9 protein-coding genes are annotated in these 23843 nt (G+C 71.1%); 8 read left to right on the plus strand and 1 reads right to left on the minus strand.

The genetic code is table 11. The features are described from left to right. Window positions 1-42: 42 nt before the first annotated feature. From BCEP18194_RS14020 to BCEP18194_RS14040, 5 genes are read left to right on the plus strand one after another with little or no spacing between them, the layout of a single operon-like run. Window positions 43-1050 (plus strand): TauD/TfdA family dioxygenase, encoded by a 1008-nt coding sequence (locus BCEP18194_RS14020; protein WP_011351934.1) that lies wholly within the window; start codon window positions 43-45, stop codon window positions 1048-1050. Beyond that, window positions 1050-1898, plus strand: a complete 849-nt coding sequence (locus BCEP18194_RS14025) for an ABC transporter ATP-binding protein (RefSeq protein ID WP_011351935.1) — start codon at window positions 1050-1052, stop codon at window positions 1896-1898. The genes BCEP18194_RS14020 and BCEP18194_RS14025 overlap by 1 nt, the downstream gene beginning before the upstream one ends. Next, entirely contained in the window at window positions 1895-3985 is a 2091-nt protein-coding gene (gene fhuB / locus BCEP18194_RS14030) for a Fe(3+)-hydroxamate ABC transporter permease FhuB (RefSeq protein WP_011351936.1), read from the plus strand. The genes BCEP18194_RS14025 and fhuB overlap by 4 nt, the downstream gene beginning before the upstream one ends. Next, the gene (gene fhuF, locus BCEP18194_RS14035) at window positions 3982-4785 is read left to right on the plus strand and encodes a siderophore-iron reductase FhuF (protein ID WP_011351937.1); all 804 of its coding nucleotides are present in this window, start codon (window positions 3982-3984) and stop codon (window positions 4783-4785) included. Before fhuB ends, fhuF begins: the two co-directional genes overlap by 4 nt. Further along, window positions 4782-5819, plus strand: coding sequence for an ABC transporter substrate-binding protein (locus BCEP18194_RS14040; protein ID WP_011351938.1), 1038 nt, complete (start codon window positions 4782-4784; stop codon window positions 5817-5819). Before fhuF ends, BCEP18194_RS14040 begins: the two co-directional genes overlap by 4 nt. Before the next feature lie 299 nt (window positions 5820-6118). Here the strand turns inward: BCEP18194_RS14040 and BCEP18194_RS14045 are convergent, their stop codons facing one another. Beyond that, complete coding sequence (locus BCEP18194_RS14045; protein ID WP_011351939.1) at window positions 6119-7864, minus strand: cyclic peptide export ABC transporter; 1746 nt, start codon at window positions 7862-7864, stop codon at window positions 6119-6121. Window positions 7865-8136: 272 nt separating this feature from the next. Here BCEP18194_RS14045 and BCEP18194_RS14050 point away from each other — a divergent pair, with 272 nt between their 5' ends. Genes BCEP18194_RS14050 through BCEP18194_RS14060 form a run of 3 tightly spaced genes read left to right on the plus strand, consistent with a single transcriptional unit; the run spans window position 8137 to window position 23821 of the window. Continuing rightward, window positions 8137-17796, plus strand: a complete 9660-nt coding sequence (locus BCEP18194_RS14050; protein ID WP_011351940.1) for a non-ribosomal peptide synthetase — start codon at window positions 8137-8139, stop codon at window positions 17794-17796. A 9-nt stretch (window positions 17797-17805) separates the two neighbouring features. Continuing rightward, a complete protein-coding gene (locus tag BCEP18194_RS14055; protein ID WP_011351941.1) occupies window positions 17806-22797 on the plus strand; it encodes a non-ribosomal peptide synthetase in 4992 nt (1663 codons plus the stop codon). Then, window positions 22787-23821, plus strand: a complete 1035-nt coding sequence (locus BCEP18194_RS14060; protein ID WP_011351942.1) for a GNAT family N-acetyltransferase — start codon at window positions 22787-22789, stop codon at window positions 23819-23821. Before BCEP18194_RS14055 ends, BCEP18194_RS14060 begins: the two co-directional genes overlap by 11 nt. The last annotated feature ends 22 nt before the right edge of the window (window positions 23822-23843 follow it).

The raw sequence follows: 23843 nt of genomic DNA on the forward strand, positions 1-23843 counted from the left end.
TGCTGCGCCGCGACCCGGCGCACCACCTGAAGAGGACGTTGCATGACCCTGCTTTCGTTGCCGACGCTCGACGACCTGCGTATCGAGCCGGGGCTGCCCACCGTCGTGTCGCCGCGCGGCAGCGACGGAATGTCGATCGACGATGTCGCGCCGCTGGCGCGCGAGATCGCGGCCGACACGCTCGAACGGGCGGGCGGCGTGCTGTTCACAGGTTTTCACGTGCCGTCGATCGACACGTTCCAGCAGTTCGCGGCGTCGTTCGGCGATCCGCTGATCGGCTATGAATACGCATCGACGCCGCGCAGCCAGGTCGAAGGCGCGGTCTACACGTCGACCGAATACCCGCCGCACCGCGCGATACCGCTGCACAACGAGCAGTCGTACACGCGCGAATGGCCGCTGCGGATCTGGTTCCACTGCGCGCTCGCGGCGCCGAAGGGCGGTGCGACGCCGATCGCGGACAGCCGCGCCGTCTACCGCGCGCTCGATCCGGCGCTGATTGCGCGCTTCGAGAAGCGCGAACTGCTGTACGTGCGCAATTTCGGGCAGGGGCTCGATCTGCCGTGGCAGCAGTCGTTCGGTACCGACGAGCCGGCCGAAGTCGAACGGATGTGCGCGGTGCGCGGCATCGAATGCGCGTGGCGCACCGACGACGACGGCGAGCTGCTGCTGCGCACCCGCGAACGTTGCCAGGCCGTCGCGCGCCATCCGCGCACCGGCGACCGCGTGTGGTTCAACCAGGCGAACCTGTTTCACCTGTCGGCGCTCGACGACGACATGCAGGAAGCGCTCGTCGACGCGGTCGGGCTCGAGAACGTGCCGCGCAACGTGTATTACGGCGACGGCGAACCGCTCGAAGCCGACGCGCTCGCGGAGATCCGCGGCGTGCTCGACCAGCAGCGCATCGTGTTCCCGTGGCGCACGGGCGACGTGCTGATGCTCGACAACATGCTGACCGCGCATGCGCGCGACCCGTTCGAGGGGCCGCGCAAGGTCGTCGTCGCGATGGCGCAGAGTTATACGGTCCCGCGCGACCGAACGGAGGATTGATGACGCGTAGTACCGCCGCGCTTGCCGCGCGCGGGCTGTCGGTAGGGTATCGCGACCATGTCGTGATCGACGGGCTGGACCTGTCGATCGCGGCCGGCCGCGTAACCGCGCTGTGCGGACCGAACGGTTGCGGCAAGAGCACGCTGCTGCGCACGCTCGCGGGCCTGCAGCCCGCGCGTGCCGGCCATGTCGAAGTCAACGGCCAGCCGCTCGCGTCGTTTCGCCGTCGCGCGCTCGCGCGCGAGCTGACGATGCTCGCGCAGTTCAACCAGATTCCGTCGGGGCTCACCGTGCGCGAGCTCGTCGCGTACGGGCGCTATGCGTACGGCGGCTTCCTGCGCGGGCTGTCGCGCGCCGATCACCTGGCGATCGACGAGGCGCTTGAGACGAGCGGCCTCGCCGACGACGCGAACCGTGACGTCGGTGCGCTGTCGGGCGGCGAGCGTCAGCGCGCGTGGATCGCGATGGCGCTCGCGCAGCAGGCGCCGATCGTGCTGCTCGACGAACCGACGACCTATCTCGACATCCATCACCAGCTCGACATCCTCGATGCGCTGCGTACGCTGAACCGCACGCGCGGCCTGACGATCGTGTGGGTGCTGCACGACCTGAACCAGGCGGCCGCGTACAGCGACGAGATCGTGCTGATGCGTGCGGGCCGCCTCGTCGCGCAGGGTACGCCAGACGCGATGCTCGATCCGGCGCGGCTGCGCGCGGCGTTCGGCGTCGAGATGTTGAAGCTTTCGCACCCGCAGACGGGCGCACCGATGTGCGTGCCGGCCTACGGGCCGACGACCGACGGCGCGCCGCAGGCGGCCGGCGTCTTCGACCGGGATCTCGCCGTATGACGACGCTCGCGATGCGCAAGCGCCTCGCGGCGGCGGGGAAGGGCACGGCGTCGGGCCGGGCCGGCGCGATCGCGCTCGGCCTCGTCACGTTGATCGCGCTACTCGCGGTGCTGCGCGTCGCCCCCGATCTGCGCGTGTGGTGGGACGCCGTGCCCGGCAGCGATGCCGCTGCGCTCGCGCACGTGTTCCTGTTCGACCTCAACCTGCCGCGCGTCGCGGCCGCGCTCGTCGCGGGCGGCTGCCTCGGCATCGCGGGCGCGCTGTTCCAGTCGCTCACGCGCAATCCGCTCGCGTCGCCCGACCTGCTCGGCGTGACCGGCGGCGCCCAGCTCGGCCTGCTCGCGGCGATGCTCGTGCCGGCGCTGGCCGGCGTCGCGTCGGTGCCGCTGTTGTTCGTCTGCGGGCTGGCCGCGGCTGCCTGTGCGATCGTCGCGGCCGGCGGCTGGCGGGCGACGCCGTTGCGCCTCGTGCTCGCGGGCAGCGTGTGCATGCTGCTGTTCGCGGCGCTGTCGACGCTCGTGCTCGCCTTCTTCGAGCAGAACATCGCGGGCGCCGCGCTGTGGACCAACGGCAGTCTCTACCAGCCGGGCGCGACGGGCCTCGCGCTTGCCGCGCGCTGGCTCGTCGTGCCGCTGATCGCGTTGCCGTTCGTGATCCGGCCGCTGAATCCGCTTACGCTCGGCGACGATGCGGCGGCTGCGGCCGGCGTGCGCGTCGATGCGACTCGGCTCGCCGCGACAATCGTTGCGGTCGCGTTCACGAGCGTGGCGGTCAGTATCGCGGGCCCGCTGTCGTATGTCGGCCTCGTCGCACCGAACCTGCTGCGCCAGGTGCGCGGCGCGCGTGCGGCGCGGCTCGGCGTGCTGGTGCCGCTGTCGGCGCTCGCGGGCGGTGCGCTCGTGCTCGTCACCGACAGTGCGGTGCTCGCGTCGGGTCTCGACGCCACGCTGTCGACCGGCGTCGCGATCGCGCTGGTCGGCACGCCGTTGATGCTGGCGATGATCCGGCGCGGTGCCGCGTGGTCGGGCGTGCTGCACGCGGATGCCGAACGTGCGGCGGGCAGCGGCTCGACGCGGCTCGTCGGCTGGCTCGAACGGCTCGGCTGGCCGCTGCGCACCGCGCTGTTCGTCGTGGCAGGCGTGCTGATCGTGTTCGTCGGCGTGTCGGCCGGCCCCGAGTGGCTGTCGATCGCGCGCTGGTCCGATGCGCTGTCCGGTCACGATGCGCTCGCGCGGATGCTGATCGACCTGCGGATGCCGCGCCTGCTATGTGCGCTGCTTGCCGGCGCGTTGCTGGCGGTCAGCGGCGTCGCGATGCAAAGCGTCGTGCGCAATCCGCTCGCGGGCCCCGAAGTGCTCGGCGTCACGCAGGGTGCGGGGCTCGTCACGCTGTTCGCGCTGTCGACGTGGCCGCTGATGGGCCACGTGACGCTCGCGGCCGCCGCGCTGATCGGCGGTGGCCTGTCGCTCGCGATCACGCTCGCGCTGAATCACCGGCATCGCTACGCGCCGCTCGCGGTGGCGTTGACGGGCATCGTGATCGGCGCGCTGTGGACCACGCTCGCGCAATGGTTGATCACGCAGGAAAGCGTGCAGCCCGCACGCTTCGTCGTGTGGCTCGTCGGCGGTACGTATGGCCGGAGCTGGGGCGAAGTGTCGATGCTGCTGCCGTGGTGCGTGCTCGCGGTGCCCGTGTTCACGTGGCTCGCGAAACCGCTCGACATGCTCGCGCTCGGCGACGACCAGGCGGCTGCGCTCGGCTTGCCGGTGGCCGCGCTGCGGCCGCTCGCGCTGACGATCGCGACGCTCGCCGCGTGCGCGGCCGTCGCGGCGGTCGGGCCGGTCGGCTTCATCGGGTTGATGGCGCCGCACGTCGCGACGATGCTCGGCGCGCGCCGGCATCGTACACGGCTGTGGCTCGCGGCCGCGTGCGGCGCGCTGATCCTCGGCGTGGCGGATCTCGCGGCGCGTACGGTCGTCGCGCCGCGCGAAGTGCCGGCCGGCGTGCTGACCGCGCTGATCGGTGCACCGTACCTGCTCGGGCTGTTGATCCTCGAGGGGCGCCGCGCCCGGCGCGCGGGGCGATGACGCCCGCGCTCGATGGCGCGCGCGCCACGCGCTTCTCGACGTTCGGGCCCGAACCGTTCGCCGACCACCTCGACGTCGTGTGGCTCGGCATGCCGGACGACGCGCACGATGCGCCGGGCCGGATCGTCGTACCCGTCAGCACGCTGCCCGATCACCGCAGCGCGATCCTCGACGCGATGGTCGGCCATTACGGCGGCGATCCGGCGCAGCATGCGCGCGCGCTGATGTCGCAATGGAGCAAATACTATTTCGGCCGCGCGGCGCCGGCCGGTGTCGTCGCCGCGCTGACACTGGGCCGGCCGCTCGACATGTCGCCCGAGCGCACGTTCGTCGCGCTCGACGACGGGATGCCCGCCGCGCTGTATTTCCCGCACGATGCGCTCGGCGCACCGTGTGACGACCCGGCACCACGCTATGCGGGACTCATCGCGCATCTCGGCGCGGTGATCGACCTGCTCGCGGCGATGGGCCGCGTCACGCCGCGCGTGCTGTGGAGCAACGCGGGCAACCTGCTCGACTATCTGCTCGATACGTATCGTTCGCTGCCATGCGCCGCCGATCCCGTCCGCGATGCGGACTGGCTGTTCGGTTCGAGCTGCGTGCACGGCGAGCCGAATCCGCTGCGCGTGCCCGTGCGCGATGCCGTGCCGCGCTCGGCGCTGCTGCCGACGCCGTTTCGTGCGCGCCGCGTGTGCTGCCTGCGCTATGAAATTCCTGGAGAAACGCAACTGTGTGGAAGCTGCCCCCTGCTACTGACGATGGACGACGCGGCGCTGGCCGGGCAGGACGCGATCCGGTGACGGATGCCGGCCGCCGGCATGCGCTCGGCGCACTCGCGGCGCTCGGTGCCGCGTGCTGCGGTGCGCTTTCCCTGTCGTCCCGCGCCGTTGCCGCGACGCTCGATGCCCATCGCGCGCAGGGCGTGCGTGCGCCGGGTGCGGTGTCGCTGGCCGGTAATCCCGTCGTGTCGCAGGCGAGCGCGACGATGCCGGTGCGGCCGCAGCGCGTGGTCGCACTCGACTTCATGTTCGCGGAAAGCGTGATCGCGCTCGACATCGTGCCGGTCGGGATGGCCGATACCGCGTTCTATCCGGGCTGGCTCGGCTATCAAAGCGAGCGGCTCGCGAACGTGACCGATATCGGTTCGCGCCAGGAGCCTGGCCTCGAAGCGATCGCAGCGGTCAAGCCCGACCTGATCATCGGCGTCGGCTTCCGGCATGCGCCGATTTTCGATGCGCTCGACCGGATCGCGCCGACGATCCTGTTCCAGTTCAGCCCGAACGTGTCTGATGGCGGCGTGCCGGTCACGCAGCTCGACTGGATGCGGCAGATCTTCCGGACGATCGGTGCGGTGACGGGGCGCGACGCGCGTGCGCAGGCGGTCGATGCGCAGCTCGATGCGGGCATCGCGCGCAATGCGGCGCGGCTCGCGGCTGCGGGCAGAAAAGGCGAGCGCGTCGCGCTGCTGCAGGATCTCGGCTTGCCCGACCGCTACTGGGCCTATACGGGCAACAGCACGTCGGCGGGTCTCGCGCGGGCGCTCGGGCTCGATCCGTGGCCGAAGAAGCCGACGCGGGAAGGCACGCTCTACGTGACGTCGGCCGACCTGCTCAAGCAGCGTGAACTGGCCGTGCTGTTCGTGACCGCATCGGGCATGGACGTACCGCTGTCCGCGAAACTCGATTCGCCGGTGTGGCGCTACGTGCCCGCGATGAAGGACCACCGGATCGCGCTCATCGAACGCAATATCTGGGGGTTCGGCGGGCCGATGTCGGCGCTGAAACTGGCCGACGTGATGACCGATACGATGCTGAAGCTGCCGGCCGTGCGCTGAGTGCGCGGCGGTCGGTCGGCGGGTGACGCCGCTTCGACTTCAACTTCGACGGGTAGGGCGTCGCGGTCGGCCGGTGCGCCACGCGGCGATCCGGCTCGGTCCGGCCCGGCCGCGCTCGATGTGCTGCGCGCGAGCGGCGTGCTCGCCGACGGCGACCGCTGCATGCGCGAGGGACTCGCGGTAAATCACCCGAGCCGTTCCGCGATCGCGCTACGCGCCCGAAACATTTCCTCCTGAAACGAACAACGCCGACGCACTGCCATTGCAGCGCGTCGGCGATTTCTTTCATCGACTGTCGCTTACGCGCTCAGCGCGTCGACACCATCCTGCGCGCGCGTCCTGGCCGGCGTCGTGTCGCTGACGATTTTCCCGTTGTCGAGCTTCAGCAAGCGGTCGGCGAGATCGAAGTAGCGGTCGTCGTGCGTGATCACGATAACGGCCTTGCCGCGCGCACGCAGCTCGGGCAGCAACTGCTCGTAGAACACGGCCTTGAACGACGGGTCCTGGTCGGCCGCCCATTCGTCGAACAGGTAGAACGGCCGGTCCTCCAGGTACGCGACGACGAGCGCGAGCCGCTTGCGCTGCCCGGTCGACAGTGCGCGGGTCGAGAACGCGCCGTCCACTACCTTCACCTTGTGATCGAGCGCGAGCTTCGCGATCAGCGCGTTCGCGCGCGCATCGGCCTGCGCGCGGGACGGATCGTCGGGATCGACGATGCCGAGCAGCGCATCGAACAGGTGGAAATCGTTGAACACCGCGCTGAAACGCTGCCGGTATGCGGCGCGCTCGCGCCAGCCGATCGTGCGGCCATCGACCTCGATCGTGCCTTCTTCCGGCTCGTAGAGCCCCGTCAGCACCTTCGCGAGCGTCGTCTTGCCGCTGCCGTTGCCGCCGACGATGAACAGGAGCTCGCCCGGCTGGATCGTCAGGTTGATCGGCCCGATGCTGAACATCCGTTCGTCGCGTTCATGGAAGTACGCATGCGTGACGCCGCGCAGCGTGACGGCGCCGGCCGGCGGCACGTCGGGCGCGTCGGACGCCGGCGGTACCGTGCGCAGCGCGCCGAATTCGGCCATCACGCCTTCGATCCGCGTGAGCGACACGCGGGCCGCGTTGACGGTCGGCAGGTTGTTCAGCAGCCCGTCGAGCGGCACGAGCATGAACAGGAACACGACGACGTAGCCGGCGGCCGCGGCCGGATCGGCATGCACGCCGAGCTGCGGCCAGAACGACGCGATGCCGAGGAACACGTAGAACAGGAAGATGATCCAGCCGACCCCGACCGCGTACGCGCTGAACGCGCGGCGGCGGTGGTCGCGCACTTCGCCGATCGCGGCGCCGAGCTGGCCGTCGACGAACTGGCGCGCGCGCTCGTCATGCAACTTCAGTTCCTTCGCGCCGGAAAACAGCGAGCCGAGATAGCCGAACAGGCGGTCCTGCGCCTGGCCGGCCGCTTCGAGCGATGCGATCGCGCGGCGGTCGCCGGTGTGATAGCCGAGCGAGCCGGCGATGATCGCGGCCAGTGCCAGCAGGCACACCGGCCACGACAGCCACGCGAGGTAGCCGAGGCAGCCGAACACGATCGAGCCGTGCATGACCAGGTTCGGCAGCGCGAAGAACAGCATCGATACGTTGGTGGCGTCGTCGGTCAGTACCGACTGTACGGGCGCCGCGCCGATCCGCTCGATGTCGCGCAGTTCGGCCGAGCCGACGCGCCGCGCGAGATGCACGCGCAGTCGCGCCATCGTGTCCTGCGACAGGCGCGCGAACAGCGTGCCCGACACGATCCGCGTGACGAGTGCGATCACCGCGCACAGCGCGAAGCGCCACGCGAGCGACGCATCGGCCGCGCCGGGCTGCGAGAGTGCACGGTTCAGCGTCGCGACGAGCAGCACGCTCGCGACGCCGTTCAATACGCACGCGGTGAGCGCCAGCACGAGTGACGCGCGGCTTTCGCGCAACAGCGCAAGGATCAGGCGCGCCGCGGGGCGGCCGGGGGAAGCGTCGAGGGACGGCGGGGAAGAAGGCTCGTGGGCGGCTGTCATCGGCAACGTCGGTAAAGGGAAGGCAAGCGAAAACGCGGAAACGGCAAAACTGACGTGAAAGCGGCGGGCGAGGCGGGGCCCCGTTCCGGCTTTCCTTCCTGATAGACGAACGGGCCGCGCAAATATTTAGCGGCGCGTTCAAAAAAAGCGTTCGCACGGGCTTTGAGCACAAAACGGTAAAAAATCGGCCGCGCCGTTCGTCACACCAGTGAAGCCGCCCCAAGCGGCCCCGAGACTTGGCCGAAGCGGCCGGACCGAAGGACTTCACGCACATGACGAGTTTCCCGACTGCGCTGCATCACCGAATCCGCGAACTGGCGCGCCTCGCGCCCGACGCACCCGCGATCGCGGTCCCTTTCCAGAATGACCTGCGCCTGTCGCGCGGCGCGCTCGACGCGCGGGCGTCGCGGCTGGCCCGGCAACTGCGCGCGGCCGGCGTCGGCGCGGAGGTGCGGGTGGGCGTGTGCGTCGAGCGCTCGGGCGAACTGTTCGTCGCGCTGCTGGCCGTGCTGAAGGCGGGCGGCGTGTTCGTGCCGCTCGATCCGCGTCACCCGGCCGCGCGCCTCGACTGGATCGTCCAGGATGCGCAGTTGCGGCACGGGATCGTCGATGCGGCCGGCCGTGCGGCGCTCGGCGAGCCGTTCGAACACGCGTTTGATGCGACCGTCGACGCGGCGGACGGGCAGGAGATCGTTGCGGATGACGAAGAAGTGCTCGTTCATCCGCGGTCGGCCGCCTACATGATCTATACGTCGGGTTCGACCGGCACGCCGAAGGCCGTCGTCGTCGAACACGGGCCGCTCGCCGCGCACTGCGACGCGCTCGCGGCCGCGCTACCGATCGAGGCCGGCGACCGCCTGCTGCATTTCGCGTCGGTCAATTTCGACGCCGCGCATGAATGCTGGCTCGCGCCGCTCGCGACTGGTGCCAGCATCGTCGTGGCGCCGCCGCAACCGTTCGCGCCGGATGCCGCGCATGCGCTGCTGGTGAGTGAATCGGTCAACGTGGCCGCGTTCCCGCCCGCGTACCTGCGCGAATTCGCGGCGGTGGCCGCGCGCGACGGCGTGCCGCCGGCACTGCGCGTGCTCGCGTTCGGCGGTGAAGCGCTGCCGCAGCAGGCGTTCGAATTCGTGCGCGGCACGTTCCCGTCGGTACGCCTGATCAACGGCTATGGGCCGACCGAAGCCGTCATTTCGCCGATGCTGTGGCCGGTCGAGCCGGGCGAGACGCCCGTGCTGGCCGCCGACGATGCGTATGCATCGTTGCCGATCGGCCGCGTGATCGGGCCGCGCGTCGCGCGTATCGACGGCGGCGAGGTCGATGGCGTGGGTGAACTGCTGCTGGGTGGCGTTTGCGTCGCGCGCGGCTATCACGGCCGTCCGGCGCTCACGGCCGAACGCTTCATTCCCGATGCCGACGGCGAACCCGGTGCGCGCGTGTACCGCACGGGCGACCTCGCACGGCTGCGCGACGACGGCGCATTCGACTACCTCGGCCGCCTCGACGATCAGGTCCAGGTGCGCGGCGTGCGTGTGGAGCCGGCTGAGATCGCCGCGTGCCTGCGTTCGCATCCGGCCGTGGCCGATGCGGCCGTGGTTGCCGAAACCGGCAACGGGCCGACGCGGCTGATCGCGTGTGTCGCGCTGCGCGCCGCAGCCGACGATGCGGCGCTGAAAGCACACGTGGCCGCGCAACTGCCGGCTGCCTGGCAGCCGCACCGGTTCGTGCGGTGCGATGCGCTGCCGTACACGCTGAACGGCAAGATCGACCGTGCCGCGCTGCGCGAGAAGATCGCCGCCACGCGCGACACCGCGCAAGGCAGCGGCGACGCCCCGCGCACGCCGACCGAACAGCAGCTCGCCGGCCTCTGGCAGGCGCTGCTCGGCCTCGACGCCACGCCGTCGCGTGACGACCGTTTCTTCGTGCTCGGCGCCGATTCGCTCGCCGCGATGCAGTTGCAGGCCGCGATTCGTGCGGCAGTCCGGGTGAACCTGCGGCTCGATATGCTGTTCGCCGATCCGGCGCTCTTCGAGCTGGCCGAAGCGGTCGATCGTGCGGAACGTGAAACCGGCGAGCCGCTGGCCATGATTTCCGCGCGCCGCGTGCCGGCCGAAGCGGGTGGATCGGCCGCGCCGCACGTCGATCGTGCCGCATCGCTCGCGCAGCAACGTTTCTGGGTGCTCGCGCAAACGCGCGATGCAAGCGCCGCGTATCACATCGCCGCGCACTGGACGATCGACGGCACGCTCGATCGCGCGGCGTTGCAGCGCGCGCTCGATCACGTGATCGGTCGCCACGAAGCGTGGCGCACGACGCTCGTCGACAATGACGACGGCGTCGTGATGCAGCGAATTCATGCGCATCTGCCGGTGTCGATCGTCGACATCGACCTGCGCGACCAGTCGCCCGCCGCCCGCGACGCGCAAGCCGCGCGTCTCGCCGAGCGCGATGCGGCCGAACCGTTCGACCTCGCACGCGGCCCGCTGCTGCGCGCGACGCTGGTCGCGCTCGCCGACGACCGACACCGCCTGCTGCTGACCGCCCATCACGCGATCACCGACGGCTGGAGCTCGCGCTGCGCGTTCGATGAACTGTCGGCCGCCTATCGCGCGTATGCGGAAGGCCGCGAACCGTCGCTGCACGAATTGCCGATCCAGTACGCCGACTATGCGGACTGGCAACGCGACATGCTGGCCGGCGGCGAGGGGGAACGTCAGCTCGACTACTGGCGCGGCGCGTTGCGCGACGTGCCGGGCCCGCTCGCGCTGCCGATCGATCGTCAGCCGGGCGCCACACGCACGCTGCAAGGCGCGCGCGTGTCGGTGCGGCTGCCCGACGCGGTCGCGGCCGACGTACGGCAACTCGCACGCGACGCGCAGGCAACCCCTTTCACGGTGCTGCTGGCCGCGCTCGACGCGTGGCTGTCGCGCCTGACCGGCGCAACGGATGTCGTCGTTGCGGTGCCGGTCGCGCATCGCCAGCGCCCGGAAACGCGTGCGCTGCTGGGCCTGTTCCTGAATACGGTCGCGCTGCGTGTGCAAGTGGCGCCGACGCTGCCGTTCCGCGCGCTCGTCGATGCGGCGCGCACGGCGGCGCTCGACGCGGTCGCGCACCAGGACGTGCCGTTCGAGCGCGTCGTCGACGCGGTGAAGCCGCCGGTCAAGCGCGGCGACGAATGGCTGCGCGTGAAGTTCGCGCAGCAGTTCGACGCGCGGCACGACAGCGTGCTGCCGGGCGCAACGGCCGTTGCGACGCCGGGGCCTGACCTTGCCGCACGCTTCGATTTCGCCGTGGATTTCACCGACGATGCGAACGGCATCGAACTGGTCGCGGCCTATGCGACCGACTGCATCGACACCGACACCGCGCGCGCATGGCTCGACAGCTACGCGGCGCTCGTTGGCGCGGCCGCGCGCGATCCGCACCAGACGACGGCAGGTCTGCCGTGCGACGCGTCGGCCGCTTCGCGCCAGCCGCGCGACGGCCGTGCGCTGCGCGTCGAACACGCCGACATCGTCGCCGCGTTTGCGCGGCAGGCGGCCGCGTATCCGCATCGCGTCGCGCTCGCCGATGCGTCGGCGTCGCTGACGTTCGCCGAACTCGACGACGCATCGAACCGCATCGCCCGTGCGCTGACCCAGCGCGGCGTGGCCGCGGAAGCGTCCGTCATCGTCTGCATCGAACGCTCGGCGCGCTTCGTCGTCGGTCTGCTCGGCGCGCTGAAGGCCGGCGCGCTCGCCGTGCTGCTCGATCCCGCCCAGCCGGCTGCACGGCTGGCCGCGGCAGCAGCCGACTGTGGCGCGCGCTGGGCGCTCGTCGCGGAGCCGGCCGCCTGGCCGACCGGCATCGATGCACAGCCGCTCGACGTCGACACGCTCGCGCAGGACGCAACCCTCGCGCACGCAGCCGGCGTGCGTATCGCACCGCATCCGGAACAGGGCGCGTACCTGATCTATACGTCCGGCTCGACCGGCACGCCGAAGGGCGTCGTCGTGTCGCACGGCGCGCTGGCCGACTACGTGCAGGGGATGCTCGACGAACTCGCGTTCGCACCGGACGCGTCGTTCGCGATGGTGTCGACCGTTGCGGCCGACCTCGGCCACACGACGCTGTTCGGCGCGCTGTGCGCAGGCCGTACGCTGCACCTGCTGCCGGCCGCATGCGCGTTCGATCCCGACCTGTTCGCGGACGAAATGCGCCGCCGCGACGTCGGTGTGCTGAAGATCGTGCCGAGCCACCTGCAGGCGCTGCTCGACGCACGTGTGCCGGCAGATGTGCTGCCGCGCCACGCGCTCGTGACCGGCGGCGAAACGCTGACGTGGGCGCTCGTCGCGCGCCTGGCCGCGCTTGCGCCGGCCTGCCGCGTGATCAACCACTACGGGCCGACCGAAGCGACGGTCGGCGCGATTGCCTGCGACACGGCGTCGATCGCCGCCGATGCGCGCGATCCCGCGAGCGGCGTGCCGCTCGGCCAGCCGCTGCCGAATGCGCGCGCACTGGTGCTCGACGCGTTCGGCGCGTGCGTGCCGGCCGGCGCGACGGGCGAACTGTATCTGGGCGGGCCGGGTGTCGCGCGCGGCTACCTGGGCCGCCCGGCGCAAACCGCCGAGCGCTTCGTGCCCGATCCGTTCACGCCCGGCGCGCGGCTGTATCGCACGGGTGACCGCGTGCGGTTGCGCGTGGATGGCCGACTCGCGTTCCTTGGCCGTATCGACGACCAGGTGAAGATTCGCGGCTACCGTGTCGAACCGGGCGAGGTGAGTGCGGCAGTGCGTGCGGCCGGCCCGATTGCACAGGCTGAAACGCTCGCGATCGAACACGATGGCCGCCTGCGGCTCGCGACGTTTGTCGTGATGCGCGACGGTGCGAATTTCGACGAGGCTGCGGTGCGCGCCGCGCTTGCCGCGAAACTGCCGGACTACATGGTGCCCGCGCAGTTCGTCGCGCTCGCGCGCCTGCCGGTCACCGCAAACGGCAAGATCGATCGCGCCGCGTTGCGCGAACTGGCCGCTGCGCCGGTCGCGACTGCATCCGGCGATGGCCCGCAGGGCGCGGTCGAAACGGTGCTCGCTGAAGTCTGGCAGGCCGTGCTGAAGGCGCCGAAGGTCGGTCGCAACGACAACTTCTTCGAGCTCGGCGGCGATTCGATTCTCGTGCTGCAGGTGATCGCCCGGGCGCGCAAGCGCGGCGTGCGCTTCACGCCGAAGCAACTGTTCGACGGCCCGACGGTCGCGGAACTTGCCCGCATCGCGAAGACGGAGGACGTGGCCGCGGCTGCCGCCGTTCAACCTGCGGTCGCAGCCAGCGCGCCGGTTACAGCAAAAGTCCTGACGCCCGCGCAGCAGCGCTTCTTCGCGCTCGATATCCCGCATCCGGGCCACTGGAACCAGTCGGTCGCGTTCGACGTGCGCGGCCCGTTCGACGCCGATGCGTTCGCCCGTGCCTTCGAATCGTTGCTGACGCATCACGACGCGTTCCGCCAGCGTTTCGCGCGTGGCGCAGAAGGTACGTGGCAGGCCAGCGATGCGGCGAAGCCGTACGACGCGCTGCCGTTCGTGGAAGTCTCCGCCCGCGACGAAGCCGACGCGCTTGCGCGCTTCGACGCGTTGCAGCGCCGCCTCGACCTCGGCCGCGGGCCGCTTGCCTGCGCCTGCGCGGCACGCTTGCCGGATGGCTCGACGCAGCTCTATCTCGCGATTCACCATGCGATCGTCGATGGCGTGTCGTGGCGCATCCTGCTCGACGACCTCGACACGGCGTACCGCGCCGCATGCGAACGCACGCCGGTCAGGCTGTCGCCGCCGGGCCTGCGCGCGGATGCGTGGGCCGCACGGCTCGCCCGTGCGGCGACGGAACCGGCATCGCCGTTCGCGGACGAAGCCGCTTACTGGGCCGGCATGGTGCAGGGTGACGATGTCGTGCTCGATCATCCGGACGCAACGGCGACGAACGCCGATGCAGTGGTGGTGGTGCAGACGATCGACGCGGCATTGACGCGCGCGGCGTTGACCGATGCGCATGCGGCCTATCGCACGCAGACGATCGAACTGCTGGGCGCGGCGCTCGCACTGGCGCTGGCCGGCGCGAGCGGTGCCGCATCGTGCCGCGTCGAACTGGAAGGGCATGGCCGCGAGGCGCTGTTCGACGACGCGGATGCGAGCCGCACGATCGGCTGGCTGACGAGCCATTACCCGGTGACACTGCCGGTCGCGGCCACGCCGCGCGACACGCTGTGCGCGGTCAAGGACGTGCTGCGCGCGGTGCCGCACAAGGGGCTCGGCTTCGGCGTGCTCACGCATTACGGCGATGCGGCGACACGTGCGGCGCTGGCCGCCGTGCCGCGTCCGCGCGTCACGTTCAACTATCTCGGTCAGTTCGACGCGCCGCGCGATGCCACGCTCGTGCCGCGCTTCGGCGGTACCGGCGTCGAGCGCGATCCACGGGGGCCGCTCGGCAATGCGCTCGCGATCCACGCGTACCTCGACACGGATCGTGACGGCGCACGTACGCTGAAAGTGCACTGGGTCTACGGCGCACCGCAATTCGAGCGCGCGACGATCGACGCATTCGCCGAACGCTTCGCGGTGGCGCTGCGCGAACTCGTCGACGCGTGCGCGTCGCACGTGGCGCATCGCGGCGGTGGTGCGACGCCAGGCGATTTCCCGCTCGCGCAGGCCGCCGGTCTCACGCAGGCCGCGATCGAGCGCACGCCGCTCGACTGGCGCACGATCGACGACGTGTATCCGCTGTCGCCGATGCAGCAGGGCATCCTGTTCCATGCGCTGTTCGCGCCCGGTCACGCCAGCTACGTGAACCAGCTCGTCGCGACGGCGACCGCGCTTGACGCCGACCGGCTCGCCGCCGCATTCGAAGCGTCGATCGCGCGCCACGACATCCTGCGCACGAGCGTGATGCCGGACGAAGCCGCGCCGCTGCAGTGCGTGCATCGTCACGCACGCATGCCGGTCGAACAGCTCGACTGGCGCACGCGCGGCGACACGCTCGAGGCCGATTTCGACGCCTGGCTCGCGGCCGATCGCGCACGCGGCTTCGACTGGCGCGAGCCGCCGCTGATGCGGCTCACGTTGATTCGCGTGACCGACGACGCATGGCGTGTCGTGTGGACGCGTCACCACGTGCTGCTCGACGGCTGGAGCACCGCGCGCCTGCTCGCCGACGTGCTGCGCGACTATCGCGACCCGGACGCCGTGTCGCCGTTCGCGAGCCGCCCGGCGCTGCGTTATCGCGACTTCATCGCATGGCTCGGCACGCGCGACCGCGACGCCGACGAACGCTTCTGGACCGAACGCCTCGCGCGACTCGACGCACCGACGCTGATCGCGGAACGCACGGCCGATCGAGCGGATGCCGAAATGGTCACGTGGCGCGCCACGCTCGATGCCGACACGATGACGCGTGTCGCGCAGACCGCACGCGCCTTGAAGCTGACCGTCAACACGCTGGTGCAGGGCGCCTGGGCGCTCGCACTGCAGCGGATGACGCACCAGCCGGCCGTCGCGTTCGGCGCGACCGTCGCGGGCCGTCCCGACGCACTCGCGGACGTCGACTCGGTGCTCGGCCTTTTCATCAACACGCTGCCGGTCATTACCGCGCCCGCGCCGCAGCAACGTGCGGCCGACTGGCTGCAAACGCTGCAACGCGAGAACGCGGCTGCCGCCGAGCACGCGCACACGCCGCTCGCCGACATCCAGCGCTGGGCGCGCGGCGCGGGCGGTGCACTGTTCGACACGCTGGTCGTGTTCGAGAACTACCCGGTCGACGACACGGCGCGCGACGCCGATCCGCGTGCACTCGCATTGAGCGGCGTGCGCAACATCGAAGCGACCGATTTCGCGCTGACGCTCGTGATCGAGAGCGGCGCCGAGCTGACGATCGACTACGGCTACGACACGGCGCGCGTCGATGCACGGCAGGTTGAAACCTGGCACCGCGCGTTCGCGTATGCGCTCGATGCACTGGCCCGCACGCCGGATGCGCTGCTCGGCACGCTGTCGATCGCCGACGAAGCCACGCGCGACGCGCTGGTACGTGCGCAGGACACCGCGCACACCTGGCCGGACGAACAACGTCAGCCGCTGCATCTGCAGTTCGCCGACGCGGCACGGGCGACGCCCGACGCAATCGCGCTCGAATACGCCGACATTCACGGCGGTGTGCATCGCGCAACCTATCGCGAACTCGATGTCAGCACGTCATGCATCGCGGCCGCACTGTGCCGACGCGGCGTGCAGCCCGACACACCGGTTGCGCTGTGCGTCGAGCGTTCGTTCGACATGGTGATGGCGCTGGTTGGCGTGCTGAAGGCCGGTGCGGCCTACCTGCCGGTCGATCCCGACTATCCGGCCGAGCGCATTGCCTACATGTTGCGCGACGCGCGGCCGGCCGTCGCGATCACGCAGGCTCATCTGCGCGAACAGGTCGAGGCCGCGCTCGGCGACGATGCAACCACGCAGTTGCTGACGGTTGCCGATCTGCTCGCCGATGAAACCGAAGGCGATGCCGCCGGCGCGACCACTACGATCGACGACGCCCAACTCGCGTACCTGATCTACACGTCCGGTTCGACCGGCAAGCCGAAGGGCGCCGGCAACACGCATGGCGCGCTCGCGAACCGGATCGCGTGGATGCAGCACGCATACCGGCTCACGCGCGACGACGTCGTGCTGCACAAGACGCCGTTCGGCTTCGACGTGTCGGTGTGGGAATTCGTGTGGCCGCTGGCGATCGGCGCGAAGCTCGCGATCGCCGCGCCCGGCGACCACCGCGACCCGGCGCGTCTCGCGGCCGCGATCCATGCGCACGGCGTGACGGTGCTGCACTTCGTGCCGTCGATGCTCGCCGCGTTCGCCGCGTATCTCGACGATTTCTCGGCCGCCGCACAGTGCGACAGCGTGCGCCTGATCGTCGCGAGCGGCGAGGCACTCGCGCCCGAACTCGTCGCGAAAATGGCGCGGCTGCTGCCGAACGCGACGCTCGTGAACCTGTACGGGCCGACCGAAGCCGCGATCGACGTGTCGCACTGGACCTGCGGCCCCGACGACGCAAATGCGGTCGCGGTGCCGATCGGCCATCCGATCGCGAACCTGCAACTGCACGTGCTCGATGCCTCCTGGCAGCCGGTGCCGGCCGGCGCGACCGGCGAACTGTATCTCGCGGGCGCGGGCCTCGCGCGCGGCTATCTCGGCCGTCCGGCGCTGACCGCCGAGCGCTTCGTGCCCGATCCGTTCGTGCCGGGCGCGCGCATGTACCGCACCGGCGACCTCGCGCGCCGGCGCGCCGACGGTGCGCTCGACTACCTCGGCCGCGTCGATACGCAGGTCAAGCTGCGCGGCCAGCGCATCGAGCCGGGCGAGATCGAGGCGCTGCTGCGCGCGGCCCCTGGCGTGAACGATGCGGTCGTGATCGTGCGCGACGAGCAACTGATCGGCTATGTCGCACGCGGCGACGCGGGCCCGCTCGACCGTACGGCACTGCTCGACGCGCTGCGCGCACAACTGCCGGCCTACATGGTGCCGTCGCAACTGATCGAACTCGACGCGTTGCCGGTCACGCCGAACGGCAAGTGCGACCGCCATGCGCTGCCCGCGCCGGTGCGCGAAGCGGCAGCCGAAGTCGAACTCGCGACCGACACGGAGCGTGCGCTTGCCGAGATCTGGCAACGCGTGCTGCACGTGGACGCGATCGGCCGCGACGGCGATTTCTTCCTGCTCGGCGGCCATTCGCTGCTCGCGACGCAGGCTCACGCGCAGGCGAACCTGCACTGGGGGCTCGCGTTGCCGCTGCGCACGCTGTTCGATACGCGCACGCTGGCGCGCTGCGCGGAGGCGATCGACGCGGCCTGTGCGGCGCGCGGCGAAACCGACGCGGCGAGCGCGATCGATGCGCTGCTCGGCGAACTGGAAACCCAATAAGGACGACGGATGACGAAGGTTCAACCCGACTGGCTCGCGCTCGCGACGCGCTTCGCGCAACTGCCCGACGCGCAGCGAGCCGTCTTCATCGACAAGCTCGGCGCGGCCGGCATCGACTTCCGCGTGCTGCCGATTCCGCCACGCACGCCACGCAGCGACCGCGTGCCGGCGTCGTTCGCGCAGACTCGGCTGTGGCTGCACGCGCGGCTGATCGACGCGCCCGACGCGTATCACATCACCGAGCGCCTGGCGCTGACGGGCCCGCTCGACGCGCATGCGCTGCGTCTTGCGTGCGACGCGCTGATCGCGCGCCACGAGGCGCTGCGCACGACCTTCGACGAAGCGCAGGACGGTGTCGCGCAAACGATCCACGCGCCGTTGCGCTGCCCGTGGCGCGAAACCGATCTCGAAGCAGTGCCGGATGCACAACGCGCGGCGCGCGCGGAGGCCGTCGCGACGGCCGATGAAGCCGAGCCGTTCGATCTCGGTGCGGCGCCGCTGGTCCGCGCGCACCTCGTGCGCTTCGATGCGACGCATCACTGGCTCGCGCTGACCGTGCATCACATCGTGTCGGACGGCTGGTCGTCGGGCGTGATGCTCGAGGAACTCGCGGCGTTCTATCGTGCGTATGCGTCCGACCGGCCGGTGCCGCTCGCGCCGCTGCCGATCCAGTACGCCGACTACGCGCTGTGGCAGCGCCGCTGGCTCGACGCCGGCGAGCGTGACCGCCAGCTCGCGTTCTGGCGCGAACGGCTCGATCCGCAACGCGGCGTGCTGGCGCTGCCGGGCGCGGCTGCTCGACCCGCACGCCGCAGTGCGCGCGGCGCACGTCATGTGTTTTCGCTCGACGCGCGCATCGGCGTGCAACTGCGCGCCTTCGCGGCTGCCTCGGGCGCCACGCCGTTCGCGGTGCTGCTCGCCGCGCTCGATGCGCTGCTGGCGCGCGCGACCGGCGACGCGCGCATCTGCGTCGGCGTGCCGGCCGCGAACCGCGAACGCGCGGAAGTCGCCGGCCTGATCGGCTTCTTCGTCAACACGCTTGCGATCGACGTCGAGGTGCCCGCGCACGGCGATTTCTCGTCGCTGGTCGCGCGCACGCAGCGTGCGCTCGTCGACGCGCAGATGCACCAGGACGTGCCGTTCGAGCAGGTGGTCGACGCGCTCGGCGTGCCGCGCAGCGCGAGCCACCATCCGCTGTTCCAGGTGATGGCCGCGTACGGCGAGCGCCGCGCGCTGCCGGCGCTCGGCACGGCAGCGGCCGCGTTGCTGCCGTCGGGCACGCCATCCGCGAAATTCGACCTGACGCTCTCGGTCGAAGCGACGCCGGACGGCACGTTCGACGCCGTATTCATCTACGCGCTCGACCTGTTCGAAGCGGACGCGATTTCACGGCTGGCCGCGCGCTTCGTCACGCTGCTGGCCGATGCGCTCGCGCGCCCGGACATGCCGGTCGGCGATCTCGACTGGCTGCCTGCCGCCGAGCGCGAGCAGCTCTTCGCATGGAACGCGCCGGCAGGCGCCACCGAATCCGAACCGTTCGTGCCCGTTCATGCCCGCATCGCCGCGCATGCTCAGGCACGGCCCGATGCACGCGGCGTCGCCGACATCGAGCGTGCGCTGACGCGCCGTGAAGTCGATGCACGCGCGGCACGGCTGGCGCGCCATCTCGTGGCGGCCGGCGTACGACCGGAAATGCGCGTCGGCGTCGCGCTGCAGCGCTCGGTCGACCTGCTCGTCGCGCTGATCGCGGTGCTGAAGTCGGGCGCCGCGTTCGTGCCGCTCGATCCTGCGCATCCGCGCGAACGGCTCGCACAGATCGTCGGCGATGCGAACATCGCGCACGTGCTGACCGATGGCGCGAGCGCCGCGTCGCTGCCCGAGCTGCCGGATCTGCGTGTGTGGCGCGCCGATGAAGTCGATGCACTCGACGAAGCCGCGCACGTCGTGCTACCGGACGTGCTGCCGGGCCACGCGGCCTATGCGATCTACACGTCGGGCTCGACCGGCAAGCCGAAGGGCGTGATCGTCGACCATGCGTCGTTCGCGCTGCATTGCGCGGCGATCGCCGAGCGCTACGGCGCGGGCGAGAGCGACGTGTTCCTGCTGTTCCAGTCGGTCAACTTCGACGGCGCGCACGAAGGCTGGTTTTCGCAATACATGTCGGGCGCCGCCGTGTCGGTGACGGCCGACGTGCTGTGGCCGCCCGCGCAGACCTGCGCGATGATGGTCCGCGACGGCGTGACGATGACCTACGTGCCGCCTGGTTGTGCCGCACAGCTCGCCGAATGGGCGCTCGCGCATGGCGCACCGCCGACGCTGCGTTCGCTGACCGTCGGTGGCGAGGCGACGTCGCGCGAAGCGTTCGCGATGCTGCGCCGCGCACTGCCGAACGTGCGCGTGGTCAACGGCTACGGGCCGACCGAGACGGTCATCACGCCGACGCTGTGGATGTTCCGCCCCGGCGACGATCTCGCGAAGCTCGGCGACGCCGCGTACCTGCCGATCGGCACGCTGGTCGGCGCACGCACCGCGCACGTGCTCGACGAACGCCTGCATCCGCTGCCGGTCGGCGTGATCGGCGAACTGTACCTGGGCGGCGAAGGGATCGGCGTCGCGCGCGGCTATCTCGACCGCCCGGCGCTGACGGCCGAGCGCTTCGTGCCCGATCCGTACGGTGCGCCGGGCGCGCGGCTGTACCGCACGGGCGACCTCGTGCGGCGTCGCGCGGACGGCGTGTTCGACTTCATCGGCCGCGTCGACCACCAGGTGAAGCTGCGCGGGCTGCGCATCGAACTCGGCGAGATCGAGGCCCAGCTTGCCGCGCACGAGGCAGTGCGCGAAGCATGCGCGGTCGTGCACGGGCAGGGCGCACTCGCGCAGCTCGTCGCGTATGTCGAGCTGACCGCCGACGCACAGGCGGCCGCGCAGCCGGTCGAAGCCGCTACGCTCGACGCGCATCTGCGCCGCACGCTGCCCGATTACATGGTGCCCGCGCAGCTGATCGTGCTCGACGCGCTGCCGCGCAACGCGAACAGCAAGGTCGACCGAGCACGGTTGCCGGCGCCGGTGCGGGTCGAACGCGCGTACGAAGCGCCGCACGACGGCGACGAAGCCGCGCTCGCAGCGATCTGGTGCGACGTGCTGAATCTCGAACGCGTGGGCCGTGGCGATCACTTCTTCGATCTCGGCGGCCATTCGCTCGCCGCCGTGCGCGTCGCGACGCGCGTGGCCGAGCGGCTCGGCCGCGACGTGCCGGTGCGCGCGCTGTTCGAAGCGCCGGTGCTTGCGCAGTATGCGTTGCAGGTGGCCGATGCGCCGCGCGCCGCGCACGCCGGTGCGGCTGCGCCGGGCGTTGCCGTCGCCAAACCGGACGCACACGGCGTGTGGCCGCTGTCACCGGCGCAGCTCGGCCTGTGGTTCCTGTGGCGCGCGCAGCCGGACAGCGCCGCGTACAACATTCCGGTCGCGCTGCGTGTGCGCGGCCCGCTCGACGTCGATGCGCTGCGTGCGGCGTTCACGGATGCGGCAGCCGTGCATCCGGCGCTGCGCGCGCGGCTCGTTGCTCGCGACGGTGTTTTGCCAGGCCAGCGGATCGACGCGGCGATGCAGGTCGAACTGCCGGTCGTCGACCTGGCGATGCAGCCCGATGCGCTCGCTCGCGCCGCAGCACTGACCGACGAAGATGCGCTCACGCCATTCGACCTCGCAGCCGATGCGCCGCTGTGGCGTGCGCGCGTGCTGCGGCTCGACGCAGAAGACCACGTGCTGTCGGTGACGATTCATCACATCGTGTCGGATGGCGAATCGATCGAGCTGTGGCTCGACGCGGTTCGTGCACGCTATGTCGCCCGCGTACAGGGCAACGCCGTGCCGGCCGCAGCAATTGCCCAACCGGTCGTACCGCTCGTGTTGCCCGCACCGTCCCATCCGGCCCGCGTCGCCTACTGGCGCGACGCGCTGGCCGACCTGCCGGCGCGCGTGCTGCCGCAGCGCGCGGACGCGCCGGCCGTGCCGCAATGGCGTGCGGCCCGCATCGCGTTCGAATTCGACGGCGCGCTGATCCGCGCCGCGCGCGACACGGCGTCGGCCGCGCACGCGACGCTGCCGATGCTGCTGCACGCGGCGCTCAACACCGCGCTGTTCCGCACGACGGGGGCGTCTGACCAGCCGGTCGGCGTGCTCGCGTCGACGCGCGAGCTGACGGGCGATGCGGCTCGCGACGCGCTCGGCCTCTTCATCAATTCGGTCGTCGTGCGCACGCAGCTCGACCCGGCCGCGCGTCGTACGGACGTGCTCGCCCAAGTGCGCGACATGGCGCTGATGGCCTATGCACACGCCGACGTGCCGTTCGCGGACGTCGTCGCGGCGCTGCGCGCACCGCGTGCCGCGCAGGCCAATCCGCTGTTCCAGGTGATGTTCAACTACCTGCGCCCGACCGGTGCCGCGGCGCGCGACTGGGCCGGCCTGTCGCTGGCCGGATTCGACGACGTGCGCCATCGCGTCGTGTTCACGCTGGAGCTGGACGTCGTCGAGCATCCGGATGGCCGCGTGAGCGCCGCCTTCTCGTATGCGGATGAATTGCTCGATCGCGGTTTCGTCGATGCGCTCGTCGATGTCTATCACGACGAAGTCGCGCGTTTCGCCGGCGCGTCGGAAGCGGCGCTCGGCGCGCCCGACAAACATGCCATTGCGCAAGCGTCGCAGCGCGCGCAGGCGGAAGGCAATGCACGCGCGGCAACGCCGTCCCGTGCGCCGCACGCGGCCGCCTCGCTCGCGGCGCTGTGGTCCGACACGTTCGCAGCGGCCGCGCCCGAAGCGGACGCCAACCTGTTCGAAGCCGGCGCGACCTCGTTCGACGTCGTGCGCTTCGTCGACGCGGCGAGCCGTGCCGGTCATGCGCTGACGGTTGCCGACCTGTTCGCGTCGCCAACGCTTGCGGCACTCGGCGCGCGACTCGATGCACCCGCGGAAACGGGACAGGAGGCGCGCCATGCTGGCTGAAGTGCGTCCGGACGGATTCACGATGCTCGATACCTACCGCCTCGCATTCTCGGACGGCCTGTTCGCCGTGCGCGACGGCGCAGAGATTCGCGTTGCGCAGGGCGACGGCATCGGCGCGCAGTTGTTGCGCGCACAACTCGGCGACGATGGCGCGCTGCGCCTCGTCGCGTACAACCATCGCGCGGCACCGGTCGACCAGCGGCGTGCGCTGCTGGCCGCGCTGGCCGCGGCGTTTTCGGACAGCGCGCGCCATGCGGCGATCCGGCTCGACCCGGCCGCGTGGCCGGCGGTCGCGCTCGATGCGCTGCGCGCGAGCGGCGTGCTTGCCGACGGCGGCCGCTGCATGCGCGAGGGCTGGGCGCAGCAGGCCGATCTGTGGCTCGTCGGCCCGCATCTGCCGTGCGCGACGTTGCCGATGTTCACCGACGGCCGCCGTCATCCGCGCCGGCCGCCCGCGCCGCGCGGCGAAGTCTACGCACGCGACCTGCCTGCACTCGGCGTGCGCTTCACGCTGCGCGGCTGGCAGCCGGCCGAGGACAGCGCGCGACTCGCGCGCTGGTTCGACGACCCGCGCGTGCGCGACGGCTGGCCGGGTGCGCAGCCCGGCGCGGACGGCACGCAGGGCACCGCGCCCGACGCCGATCCGCACGTGATTCCGCTGGTCGGCTGCTTCGACGGCGAACCGTTCGCGTATGTCGAAGCGTTCTGGCTGAAGGAAGACGCGCTTGCGCCGCACGTCGCGGCGCGCGACTACGACCGCGGGCTGCGGATGCTGGTCGGCGAGTCGCGCTGGCGCGGCCCGCATTGCGTGGCGGGCTGGCTGCCGTCCGTCGTTCATTACCTGTTTCTCGACGACCCGCGTACCGAAGCGGTCGGCTGTGCCGTTCCGGCCGGCCACACGCGGGTTGCCGACCATCTCGCGCGGCATGGCTTCGCGCGGCAGCGCCGTCTCGCGCTGGCCGACGCGCAGCCGCTGTGGATGCGCACGCTGCGCGAGACGTTCTTCTCCGGCCGTCACGTCTGACGCGCCGGATTCACCGACAAGG

This window comes from Burkholderia lata (genome assembly GCF_000012945.1).
GTDB classification, from domain to species: Bacteria; Pseudomonadota; Gammaproteobacteria; order Burkholderiales; family Burkholderiaceae; genus Burkholderia; species Burkholderia lata.

Excerpts from the sequence above, each read along its gene's own strand:
- BCEP18194_RS14050 (WP_011351940.1), top strand. The coding sequence starts at position 8,137 with ATGACGAGTTTCCCGACTGCGCTGCATCACCGAATCCGCGAACTGGCG.
- BCEP18194_RS14055 (WP_011351941.1), top strand. The coding sequence starts at position 17,806 with ATGACGAAGGTTCAACCCGACTGGCTCGCGCTCGCGACGCGCTTCGCG.
- fhuB (WP_011351936.1), top strand. The coding sequence starts at position 1,895 with ATGACGACGCTCGCGATGCGCAAGCGCCTCGCGGCGGCGGGGAAGGGC.
- BCEP18194_RS14060 (WP_011351942.1), top strand. The coding sequence starts at position 22,787 with ATGCTGGCTGAAGTGCGTCCGGACGGATTCACGATGCTCGATACCTAC.
- BCEP18194_RS14025 (WP_011351935.1), top strand. The coding sequence starts at position 1,050 with ATGACGCGTAGTACCGCCGCGCTTGCCGCGCGCGGGCTGTCGGTAGGG.
- fhuF (WP_011351937.1), top strand. The coding sequence starts at position 3,982 with ATGACGCCCGCGCTCGATGGCGCGCGCGCCACGCGCTTCTCGACGTTC.
- BCEP18194_RS14020 (WP_011351934.1), top strand. The coding sequence starts at position 43 with ATGACCCTGCTTTCGTTGCCGACGCTCGACGACCTGCGTATCGAGCCG.
- BCEP18194_RS14045 (WP_011351939.1), bottom strand. The coding sequence starts at position 7,864 with ATGACAGCCGCCCACGAGCCTTCTTCCCCGCCGTCCCTCGACGCTTCC.